This window comes from Caballeronia glebae, from assembly GCF_001545035.1.
GTDB classification, from domain to species: domain Bacteria; phylum Pseudomonadota; class Gammaproteobacteria; order Burkholderiales; family Burkholderiaceae; genus Caballeronia; species Caballeronia glebae.
The window spans coordinates 1-11355 of sequence record NZ_FCOJ02000108.1 but is presented as its reverse complement, the minus strand read 5'-3'; the positions used below and the strand labels follow the sequence as shown (position 1 = coordinate 11355).

The window sequence follows — 11355 nt, the reverse complement described above, 5'->3', positions numbered from 1 at the left end:
GCCGTGGCCACCGCCGCCGTTGCCGCCGCCGCCGTTACCGCCACCGCCGTTGCCGCCGCCGTTGCCGCCACCGCCGTTGCCACCACCGCCGTTGCCGCCACCGTGGCCGCCGGCTGCGCCGCCATTGCCGCTACCGCTGCCATGACCGCCAGACGAAGAACCGTTGCCGTGACCGTCGCCATGACCGTCGCCGTGGCCAACGCCATGACCGTCGCCATGACCGTCGCCGTGGCCATCGCCATGACCGTCGCCGTGGCCAACGCCATGACCGTCGCCATGACCGTCGCCGTGGCCAACGCCATGACCGTCGCCGTGACCGTCGCCGTGGCCATCGCCATGACCGTCGCCGTGGCCATCGCCATGACCGTCGCCGTGACCGTTGCCGTCGCCATCGCCGTGGCCAACGCCATGGCCATCGCCATGACCAACGCCGTGACCATCGCCGTGACCGTCGCCGTGGCCGTCGCCGTGGCCATCGCCATGACCGTCGCCGTGACCGTCGCCGTGGCCATCGCCATGACCGTCGCCGTGGCCATCGCCGTGGCCAACGCCATGACCGTCGCCGTGGCCATCGCCGTGACCGTCGCCGTGGCCATCGCCGTGACCGTCGCCGTGGCCATCGCCGTGACCGTCGCCGTGGCCATCGCCATGACCGTCCCCGTGGCCATCGCCGTGACCATCGCCGTGACCGTCGCCGTGGCCATCGCCATGGCCATCGCCGTGGCCATCGCCATGGCCATCGCCATGGCCATCGCCGTGACCGTCGCCGTGGCCATGCCCATGCCCATGCCCATCGCCATCGCCGTCACCATCGCCATGCCCGTGACCATGCCCATGACCGTGGTGTCCATGCCCACCCGTGTCTCCACCCGTGTCTCCGCCGGAGTCGCCACCGGAATCTCCACCGGAATCGCCACCGGAGTTCCCACCGCCGGAGTTCCCGCCGCCGGAACCCCCGGCCCCTGGGCTACCGTTTCCGTCTCCAGCCGATCCCGATCCCGATCCCGTGCCCTTGCCTCCGCCGCTGGTGCTGCCGCCGGCGCCTGCCGTCGCGCCCGGCCCGCTGCTTGACGAGCCTTGACCACTGCCTGCGGTCGCACCCGATCCAGCACCCGCACCCGCACCCGAGCCGCTCGAATTTCCACCGCCCGAGGCCGCTCCAGTCGATCCCTGGCCTCCGCGACCGCCCTCTAGCAGCGGCACAACCGCCGACAGCGTTTCGACCGTCGGTTTCGTCGACGGCGACATGCTCGTCTGTGAGTCCATCGCTGCGACCGTCATCACGGCGCTCGGGCCGATCGGCGCACACCCCTCGGATGCCTGGTTGCAGGGGCTCCCCGTCGTTTGCGCGGAAGCGAAATTGGACATGGCCGCCGCGATCACAATCACGCTGAGCTTGATCGCGGTATTCAATTTGAATTTTTTAGGATTACTCATGTGTGCCCCTTGTAATGTTTCTTCGCCACGCGTCGATGGAGAGTCGAACGCGATGTGGGGCAAGAATGACAGGCTATACGTTGCGTTCTGTGCGGTACTTAACCGGACGCGAGGGCGTCGTCATTTCGCGCAGTGCGGGAACGCGCAGAGAACGTTTGCGGATGGCAGCCGAGCCGGAAATGCATACGCACGTCCGGGTCTAGCGCGCCGAAATCGAGACCGGCGTGCCGGCTAGCGACAGCGCACGCATGGCATGTCGAAGCCGCAAGACGATCGCAACGCTCGCGTGGATCGCGGCCCGCGCCGATTTTCGGTGAAAGGTTTTAATGCGGTGAATGTAGGCTATCTGTATGGAACGGTTGTCGTCAAACGCGCTCTGTGGCGTAGACCGCAATCGAACGCGCGATCGGTCAAACGGCCGCGGCGCCGCCCCAATCCGCTGACCAAATACTCCGGATCGAGATTGGCGCAAATTTGAACTAGAGTTATTCATAGTTCGCTTTCCTGATCTATTGCACGGCCGCGCGCCATGATTCGTCGCAGTAAAGCGCGCGCCCCGGCCAGAGTCGACGACTCGCCGTCATGCATCCGACGAATCAGAACACGAACGCAGGATCTTCCAGTCGGCCATGTGTTGTTCATAAGACTTAGGAATCCAAATAAAGGCAGATCGACGGATCATCCGACTCGTCGTATCTATCAACCGGAGGGTGTCATGAAGAGATCGAAACGAGTCGCGTGCGTGCAGGCGACGGCGATCGTCGCACTGTCGATAGCGGGCGCAGGCGTGGCGAATGCGGACGATGAAGCCGTCGTGAATACGAATCCGGCCGCCTCGCGCGAGGCGCCGGCGGACCTGTCGAGCCTCAAGCCTGTCGTCAACGTGCTTGCGCCGCCGGACACATCCGGGATCGTGCCGGAAACCAGCGCCGGGCCTTATACGCCGGGCGTGAATACGCCGAGCGGTATCGTGAGCAATGCGCAGACGAGAGCCTATGGCGACTTCGGTATTCCCTACACGACCGGTCGCGTGCAGGACGGCAATCAGAGCGCGGCCGGCACCACGAGCGCGAACTATCTCAGTACGACGTATCCGTATCGGGCGATCGGCAAGCTCACATTCAGTGCTGGCTACTGCTCCGCGAGCCTGATCCGCAGAAGCGTGATCGTCACGGCGGCGCACTGCATCCAGAACTTCGGCAGCGGAAGCACGATATTCACGAACTGGCAGTTCCGCCCCGGACATTACGGCGCGTCCGGCGCCACGAGCGCCCAGCTCGCGCCGTATGGAACGTGGAACTGGGCCGCGCTCGTGCGGCCATCGACGTGGGCGAACGGCACCGATACCGGGTCGGGCGCGGCGCGCAACAACGATATCGCCGTGATCGCGATCCGGAAGAACACGGCGAATCAGTTCATCGGCGACCTCACCGGTTATCTGAGCTATGGCTGGAACAACTATTCCTTCATATCGTCGCCGAAAACCGGCAATCTTCAGACCGCGGCCGTCACGACCTTCGGCTATCCCACCTTGCTCGACGGCGGCGCGATCATGCAGCGCACCGATGGCCCGACCTACACGACGACCGTCAGCGGCGCGTCACAACTCTGGCAGGGCAGCAATCTCACGAGCGGCGCAAGCGGCGGTCCGTGGATTGTGAACTTCAGGCCGCGCGACGCCGCTCTTTCCGGAGGCGCGGTCGTGGGCAATTCGTCGAATCTCGCGATCGTCGGCGTGACCTCGTGGGGCTCGTCCGATCCGAACGCGAACAAGGACAACTATGCGTCGCAGTTTCGTCAGAACACGCAGTATCCGAACGCGACCTATGGAATCTACGGATCGGGCAACATCGCGTCGCTGCTGAACACGTTGTGCGCGAGCGCGGCGCCGGAGGGCGGAACGTTCGCGTCGCAGGGATATTGCAACTAGCGTCGGCTTCGGCGGCCCGCCGGCTCGAACGGAGCGCGGGCCGCCATCTTTCGGCATCGACGATCTTTTTCGATTCCGACGAATTCGCCGGAGCATGCCTGAAACGCCCGTAGAATACGAAGCGAACCGGCTTTTCACTTCATCGGCAGCACTGCTCAGGCATGACGAAAGACGACACCACCCACGTTCGCGCACATGGCGCATCGAGCAAGCGCAAGCGACTCGGCCGCCCCGCGGGGAATATCAATCAACGCGAGAACATTCTCGACGCAGCGGAGGTCGATTTCTCGCAGCGCGGCTATGCGGGCACGTCGCTCAAGGAAGTGGCCGCGTCGTGCGGCGTCACGCAGGCGCTCATCACGTATTACTTCGGAACCAAGCAGCAGCTTTTCGAGCAAGTGTTCCTGCGCCGCGCGATGCTGATTTCCGAAGAACGCGTGACGCTCCTGCATGAACTCATCGACGGAAAAGAGGCCAACGTGCGCGACATCGTGCGCGCCTTTTTGCTGCCGCTCGTCGCGCTGCGCAAGACCGACGGCGGACGCGCGTTCATTCGTCTGCAGGCGCGCCTGCACACGGAGCCGCCCGAGTTTTCGTACAACCTGCGCAGCACCGCTTACGGCGATTCGACCGATGCCTACGTCGAAGCGCTGCGTGCCGCGCTGCCCGGCCTGCCCGCGAAAGATCTCTACTGGCGCGTGACGATGATGATCGGCGCGTATCTCTACGCGTTCTCCGACACCCATCGTCTCGACGTGCTCGCCAAGGGCGCGTGCGATCCGTGGGACGCGAGCGAAACGCTGGAACAGTTGACGAGCTTCATCGTCGGCGGACTGGAGGCGCAGGCGAGCGCGCAGCAACCGGCGAGCGCGAAGAAGGGCGCGAAGCCGAAGACGACACGCGCGCCTCGCGCCGCATGAGAAAGCTCAGCGCCGCAAGCCGATTTCCATCGACTCGATAACTTGCGCGATCGTCGAATGCATCGACGCGAGCGTGGCTTCGGGCAAGTCCGACGACACGGTTTCGCCGATCATGTCGCGCAATGTTTCCTGCACATCCGCCGACGCCTGTTGCGGCAACGCCGCCGCGATCACGCTGAGCGCGGCGGTTAGACCATGCAGCTTGCCGCTCAACACTTCCAGTTCCTGACTCATCTTTGCTTCCTGTCGTTACGATGAAATGAAGCGGGCCGCTTCGCGAGCAGCCCGCGAAAATCAGGCGCGTTCGGTTTCCGGATGCGCCTTGAGCTTGACGAAGAGCGCGATGCCCGCAATCACCGAAGGCACGGCGAGCAACGCGAACACCGCCGGCAGGCCGAGCTTCCATTGCGCGAACAGGCCGCCGAGCGCGACGCCCGCGATGCCGCCGAAACGCCCGACGCCGTACATCCACGAAACGCCGGTCGCGCGGCTCTGCGTCGGGTAGAACATCGCCGCGAGCGAGGGCATCGACGATTGCGCGCCGTTCATCGTCGTGCCCGCGAGAAAGATCAGCGCGCTCACGAGTCCGATGTTGCCGATCGCCTGCCCGACCACGAAGATCAACACGGCGGTCAGCAGATAACCGAGCATCACGATGACGTTCGCGTTCCAGCGATCCATCAGCCAGCCCGACGCGATCGTGCCGATGCCGCCGCCGAGCGGAAAGAGCGCGGTGAGCCACGCGGCGCGCTCGGGCGTGAAGCCGGCTTCGTTCATGAGCAGCGGCATCCAGCTCATCAGCAGGTAGAAGATGACGAGGCCCATGAAGTACACGAGCCACAGCATCAGCGTGCCGACAACGTAGTCGCGCGAGAGAATCGCGCCGACCGACGACTTCGCGTGCGTCGGCGCGCGTTCGGAGAGGCGAAACGAATCGATGCGCGCGAGATCGAGCGGCGCGATCTTCGAGAGCGGCGTCCAAATCTCCTCCTTGGACGCGCCGCGCCTGACGAGATAGCGCACCGATTCCGGCACGAGCATCGCGACGAACAGCGCAAGCACGAGCGGCAGCACGCCGCCGACGACGAAGAGGCTATGCCAGCCGAACGCCGGAATCAGCCACGAGGAAATGAAGCCGCCGAGCGCCGCGCCGACCGTGAAACCGCAATACGTCGTGTTGACGATGATCGAGCGGCTCTTCGCCGGCGCGTATTCGGACACGAGCGTGATGGCGTTCGGAATCGCGGCGCCCAGACCGATGCCCGTCAGAAAGCGCAGCGTGACGAGCGATTCGACGGAGCCGCAGAACGCGGTCGCGAGACTCATCGCGCCGAAGAACGCAGTCGCGGCGATGAGCACGGCGCGCCGTCCGAAGCGGTCCGCCGCCGGACCGGAGACGACCGCGCCCGCCGCGAGGCCGAAGAGCGCGGCGCTCAACACGGGCGCGAGCGCGCCCTTCGTAATGCCCCAGCCCTTTACGAGCGCCGGCGCGATATAACCGATAGCCGCCGTGTCCATGCCGTCGATCAGCACGATCAGAAAGCACACGCCCATCAGCGTCCATTGAAAGCGCGAGAAGCGGTGCGCGTCGATGAACTCCTCGACAGGCACGCTCCCGCTCCACGCATCGCCCCGGTCAGATGCCGTCGAATGCCCGGCGCGCGGCGGAAATGCCGGGCCGGTGTGAAGCTCTGCTTGCGACATGAGCCACTCCTCGTTGTCGACGGCTCGCACCGTCCATGAATGTCACTGGTCCGGCGACATGCCGGTCTTCACGCGAAGCGGGGGCCCGCCGGTTTCGACGCTGGTTTATTATATGTACCTATAATTAATAAACGCAATCCGGAAAAAAATAGTTCGCCGCGCGCGAAAGGCGAGGTCGGAGAAGCGGGAGAACGGAAATTGCGACGGCGTGCGCGGTGGTTCGCGCGACCGTTCGCCCCGATAAAACATCCGAACGAACGTTCCAAAAAGCGCTACAGTGCTACGCTTCGCGCGCGCATCCGCGGCCCGCCACGCGGCGGAGTCGGTCCGGTTATGATGCGCACCGCCTGAAACCAGAACTACAACTGCAACTTTCGCGTTCGTCGCCGTCGTACGAGCCGCTTCGAGACATCGGCTTGGCGCGTGACGTTCGCGCCATATCGGAGCTGTTTATGCCATTGCGGTCCGGCGTCGACGAGGCCAGCTTTCGTCGCATTCTCTTTCGCAACATCGCGCTGCCGCTCGGAACGGGCCTCGTCACGGCGATCGCGTTCGTCGCGCTCGTGCTGTATCTGCTCTCGGGCCTTAACTGGGTCGAGCATTCCGAGCGCGTGATCGGTAACGCGCAGGAGATCGGCCGGCTCGTCAGCGAGAAGGAAAGCGCGGTTCGCGGCTACCTCATCACCGGCGACGAAAGCTTTCTCGCGCCTTATGAAACCGCGAAGCCGAAGCTCGGCGCCGACATCGACACGCTCGCCGATCTCGTCTCCGACAACACGCCGCAAGTCGATCGCCTGATCCGCATTCGCGCGTTGCAGATGCAGTGGGACAAGGTCGCCGAGGGCATGATCGACGCGCGCCGCCACGCGCAGGATTCCGTTGCGCTCGTGCGCGCCGGGCGCGGCGCGGCCGAACGCGCGGAGACCGAGCGCGAGCTTTCCGCGTTTCTCAACATCGAGCAGACCTTGCGCTTGCAGCGCGTGGAATCCTCGAAGCAGCTGACCAGCATCACGGTCGGCGTCTTTCTGTTTCTGAGCCTGATGCTCTCGGTGATTCTCGCGATCTTCGGCAGGCGCGAGCTGATGCAGCTTTCCGGTGCGTTCGGCGCCGCGATTGGTGAGATGGAACGCCAGACGCGCGCGCTGCAGGAGCAGGCGTGGCTGCGCGAAGGGCAGACTCAGCTTGCGCAGAAGGTGATCGGCCGGCAATCGCTCGATCATCTTTGCCAGACGATTCTCGATTTCCTCGCGGACTATCTGAAGGTATCAATGGGCGCGTTCTACGTGCTCGACGGCGACGGCGCGTTGAAGCGCACCGCGAGCTTCGGGTTCGATCCCGACGGCGCGCCGGTTCCCGAATCGCTCGTGGGCGTGAACAGCCTCGTCGGACAGGCGGTGCATGCGCGCAGGCTGACGAGCCTGAACGACGTGCCCGCCGGTTACTGGAAGGTGACGTCGGCGCTCGGCGCGAGCGCGCCCGCGAGCCTCGCGATCGTGCCGATCGAGAACGAAGGCCTGGCGAACGGCGCGATCGAACTGGGCGCGATGCACGCGCTTACCGAACGCGACCAGGAATTCCTGAAGACGATCGCGGGCAATATCGGCGATTTCGTCGAGGCGGCGCAGTATCGCGAGCGCCTGCAGCGCGTGCTCGAAGAAACACAGCAATTGAACGAAGAGTTGCAGATGCAGCAGGAAGAACTGCGCACGACCAACGAGGAACTGGAACAGCAGACCACGGCGCTTTCGCAGGCGCAGGCTTATCTCGCGAACCAGAAGGCGGAACTCGAACAGACCAACGACCAGCTCGCGGAGCAGGCGCGCGTGCTCGACGAGCGCAATGTCGCGCTCAACTCGGCGCAAGGCGAGCTCGAAGCGCGCGCCGAAGCGCTGCAGCGCGCGAGCCGCTACAAGTCCGAGTTTCTGGCGAACATGTCGCACGAATTGCGCACGCCGCTCAACAGTTCGCTGATCCTCGCGAAGCTGCTCTCCGAGAACAAGCCCGGCAATCTGACGAACGATCAGGTCAAGTACGCCCAGACGATTTATTCGGCGGGCAACGATCTTCTCAATCTGATCAACGACATTCTCGATCTCTCGAAGGTCGAGGCGGGCAAGCTCGACCTGCATATCGAAGACGTGCCCTTGCAGCGCATCATGGATTCGCTTTCGCGCACCTTCGAGCCGCTCGCGCGGCAGAAAAAACTCAAGCTCGAACTCAGAAACGAGATCGACGACTATCCGACGCTCACGACCGATTTCCGCCGTCTCGAACAGATCCTGAAGAACCTGCTCTCGAACGCGGTGAAATTCACCGACGCGGGCGCGGTCTCGCTCGCGCTCAAAAACGCGGGCGGCGGCGCGGTGCAGTTCGTCGTGACGGACACGGGCATCGGCATTGCGCCGGATCAACTCGAAGCGATTTTCGAAGCGTTCCAGCAGGCCGACGGCACCACGAGCCGTCACTACGGCGGCACGGGACTCGGCTTGTCGATCTCGCGCAGTCTCGCGCATCTGCTCGGCGGCGATATCGCGGTGCGCAGCACGCAGGGCGTCGGCAGCACCTTCACGCTGACCATGCCGCCCGTCTACGGCGCGGCCGGCGCGCTGCCGAGCGCTGTCGTGGAAGCACCCGCGCCCGTGATAATCGAGGAGAAGCGCGCGCCGGCGGAAGAGCCGGTCGAAGTCGTTCACGTGATCGACGACGATCGCGCCGATCTCACGCCCGGCCGACGCCTCGTGCTCGTGGTCGAAGACGAGCCGGGCTTCGCGCAAGTGCTGCTCGATCTCGCGCACGAACTGGGGTATCGCTGCATCGTGAGCGGCACGGCGGGCGAGGGGCTCAGGCTCGCGCAGGAGCGCGCGCCGAACGCGATTCTGCTCGACATCGGCTTGCCGGACCGCTCGGGGCTCGTGTTGCTGCAGGAACTGAAGGCGAATCCGAAGACGCGGCACGTTCCGGTGCATGTCGTGTCGGCGTCGGACAGGAGCGAGGCCGCGCTGCATCTCGGCGCTATCGGCTACGCGGTGAAGCCGACGACGCGCGAGCAACTGACCGGAATCTTCCAGCGGCTCGAAGAAAAGAGCAGCCAGAAGATCAAGCGCGTGTTGCTCGTCGAGGACGATGCGCGTCAGCGGCAGAGCGTCGTCGAGTTGATCAGCGATACGGACGTGGAAATCACGCCGGTCGAGTTCGGCCGCGAGGCGCTCGAACTGCTGAAGTCGACCATCTTCGATTGCATGATCATCGACCTGAAGCTGCCCGACATGCACGGCGGCGACCTGTTGCGCCAGATGGCCGCGATCGACGCGTATTCGTTCCCGCCGGTGATCGTCTACACGGGCCGCCAACTCACGCACGACGAGGAAGCGGAACTCATGCGCTACTCGCAGTCGATCATCATCAAGGGCGCGCGCTCGCCGGAGCGTCTGCTCGATGAAGTCACGCTGTTCCTGCACAAGGTCGAGACGGATCTCTCGGCGGACCGCCAGGCGATGCTGCACGTCTCGCGCTCGCGCGACCGCGTGCTGGATGGCCGCCGCGTGCTGCTCGTCGATGACGACATCCGCAACATCTTCTCGCTATCGAGCGCGCTGGAGCATCAGGGCTTGAAGGTGGATATCGGCCGCAACGGTTTCGAGGCGATCGAGGCGCTCGACAAAAATCCGGAGATCGACGTCGTGCTGATGGACGTGATGATGCCCGGCATGGACGGACTCGAAGCGACGCGGCGCATCCGCGAGGACGCGCGCTTCAGGAAGCTGCCCATCATCGCGATCACGGCGAAGGCGATGAAGGACGATCAGGAGCAATGTCTCGCGGCGGGCGCGAGCGATTATCTGGCAAAGCCGATCGACATCGACCGGCTTTACTCGCTCTTGCGCGTGTGGATGGCGAGGCGCGTCTAGATATTGAGCGCGCGCTTGTCCACCGCGAGCGCCGCTTCGCGCATCACTTCGGAAAGCGACGGATGCGGGTGGCAAATGCGCCCGATATCCTCGCTCGCCGCCTTGAACTCCATCGCGACCACGGCTTCGGCGATCAGATCCGACGCGTTCGCCGAAATGATGTGCACGCCGAGAATCTCGTCGGTTTTCGCATCCGCGATGATCTTGATGAAGCCATCAGTCTCGCCGATGCCCATCGCGCGGCCGTTCGCGAGCATCGGAAACTGGCCGGCCTTGATCGCGCGGCCTTCGGCCTTCAGCGCCTGCTCCGTCTGCCCGACCCACGCGATTTCCGGATGCGTGTAGATCACCCACGGAATGCAGTTGTAGTCGATGTGCGGCTTCTGCCCGTCGATGATTTCCGCCACCAGCACGCCTTCGTCCTCCGCCTTGTGCGCGAGCATCGGACCGCGCACGACATCGCCGATCGCGTAGACGTTCGGCACTTTCGTCGCGCAATGGCCGTCCACGGGAATGAACCCGCGCTCATCGGCTGACAGCCCGATCGAATCGAGGCCCAGATCGTCCGTGTTCGCCACGCGGCCGATCGACACGATCAGGCGATCCGCTTCGAGCGTCTGCGCGTTGCCGTCCTTGTCCTGATACGAAAGGGAGACGCTCGAATCCGTGGTCTTCACGCCGTCGATTTTCACGCCGAGATGAATCGTCAGCCCTTGCTTCTTGAAGAGCTTCGCGGCTTCCTTTTGCAGCGCCGTATCGGTCGTGCCGAGGAACTCGGGCAGCGCTTCGAGAATCGTCACTTCGGCGCCGAGCCTGCGCCACACCGAGCCGAGTTCCAGCCCGATCACGCCCGCGCCGATCACGGCGAGCTTGTTCGGCACGGAATCGAAGGCGAGCGCGCCCTCGTTGTCGGAGACGATTCGGTTGTCCACCGGCACGTTCGGCAGATGACGCGCCTTCGAGCCCGTCGCGATGATCACGTGCTGCGCGCTGTGCGTCTCGCTTTTGCCGTCGCCGCTCACTTCGATCCTGAAGTTGCCGCCGTCCTTGCCCGCGAGCTTGCCGTGACCTTTGAGCCACGTGATCTTGTTCTTGCGGAACAGGAATTCGACGCCGCCTGTGATCTTCTCGACGATCGCCTCCTTGCGGCCGACCATCTTGCCGATGTCGACAGAAAGGTTGTCCATGTTGATGCCGAGTTCGTCGAAATGCAGTTGCGCCTTCTCGAATTGTTCCGATGACGCGAGCAGCGCCTTCGACGGAATGCAGCCGACGTTCAAACAGGTGCCGCCGAGCTTCGGCTTGCCGGCGGGGTTGATCCATTCCTCGACGCACGCGACCTTGCGGCCGAGTTGCGCGGCGCGGATCGCGGCGATGTAGCCGCCGGGCCCGGAGCCGATGACGATCACGTCGAAATCGGCTTTCGCGCCGGAAACCTGAGGGGCGGGCGTGGGAG

At 64.4% G+C, this 11355-nt stretch carries 7 protein-coding genes; 4 read left to right on the top strand and 3 right to left on the bottom strand.

The features are described 5' to 3' along the window. The 3 genes from AWB82_RS38940 to AWB82_RS35305 all read left to right on the top strand — a co-directional run. Nucleotides 1-1071, top strand: a 1071-nt coding sequence (locus AWB82_RS38940) for a hypothetical protein (RefSeq protein ID WP_407643081.1), incomplete at its 5' end; no start/stop codon positions are given. A gap of 1081 nt (nt 1072-2152) precedes the next feature. Then, on the top strand, nt 2153-3367 hold the full coding sequence (locus AWB82_RS35310; RefSeq protein ID WP_235023577.1) for a trypsin-like serine peptidase: 1215 nt from the start codon (nt 2153-2155) through the stop codon (nt 3365-3367). A gap of 161 nt (nt 3368-3528) precedes the next feature. After that, complete coding sequence (locus AWB82_RS35305) at nt 3529-4287, top strand: TetR/AcrR family transcriptional regulator (RefSeq protein ID WP_086973899.1); 759 nt, start codon at nt 3529-3531, stop codon at nt 4285-4287. Nucleotides 4288-4293: 6 nt separating this feature from the next. Here the strand turns inward: AWB82_RS35305 and AWB82_RS35300 are convergent, their stop codons facing one another. Together AWB82_RS35300 and AWB82_RS35295 are read right to left on the bottom strand one after the other, a co-directional pair. Then, a complete protein-coding gene (locus tag AWB82_RS35300; protein WP_086973898.1) occupies nt 4294-4521 on the bottom strand; it encodes a hypothetical protein in 228 nt (75 codons plus the stop codon). A 60-nt stretch (nt 4522-4581) separates the two neighbouring features. Continuing rightward, nucleotides 4582-5991 carry an MFS transporter gene (locus AWB82_RS35295; RefSeq protein WP_086973897.1) on the bottom strand — a complete coding sequence of 470 codons (1410 nt, stop codon included), beginning with the start codon at nt 5989-5991 and terminating at the stop codon, nt 4582-4584. 452 nt (nt 5992-6443) lie between these two features. Here AWB82_RS35295 and AWB82_RS35290 point away from each other — a divergent pair, with 452 nt between their 5' ends. Then, complete coding sequence (locus AWB82_RS35290) at nt 6444-9899, top strand: response regulator (protein ID WP_086973896.1); 3456 nt, start codon at nt 6444-6446, stop codon at nt 9897-9899. On the opposite strand, the gene lpdA is transcribed toward AWB82_RS35290, so the two are convergent. After that, a complete protein-coding gene (gene lpdA, locus AWB82_RS35285) occupies nt 9896-11308 on the bottom strand; it encodes a dihydrolipoyl dehydrogenase (protein WP_086973901.1) in 1413 nt (470 codons plus the stop codon). The two genes, AWB82_RS35290 and lpdA, sit on opposite strands and share 4 nt — an antisense overlap. Between the last annotated feature and the right edge of the window lie 47 nt (nt 11309-11355).

Excerpts from the sequence above, each read along its gene's own strand:
- AWB82_RS35310 (WP_235023577.1), top strand. The coding sequence starts at position 2,153 with ATGAAGAGATCGAAACGAGTCGCGTGCGTGCAGGCGACGGCGATCGTC.
- AWB82_RS35305 (WP_086973899.1), top strand. The coding sequence starts at position 3,529 with ATGACGAAAGACGACACCACCCACGTTCGCGCACATGGCGCATCGAGC.
- AWB82_RS35300 (WP_086973898.1), bottom strand. The coding sequence starts at position 4,521 with ATGAGTCAGGAACTGGAAGTGTTGAGCGGCAAGCTGCATGGTCTAACC.
- AWB82_RS35295 (WP_086973897.1), bottom strand. The coding sequence starts at position 5,991 with ATGTCGCAAGCAGAGCTTCACACCGGCCCGGCATTTCCGCCGCGCGCC.
- AWB82_RS35290 (WP_086973896.1), top strand. The coding sequence starts at position 6,444 with ATGCCATTGCGGTCCGGCGTCGACGAGGCCAGCTTTCGTCGCATTCTC.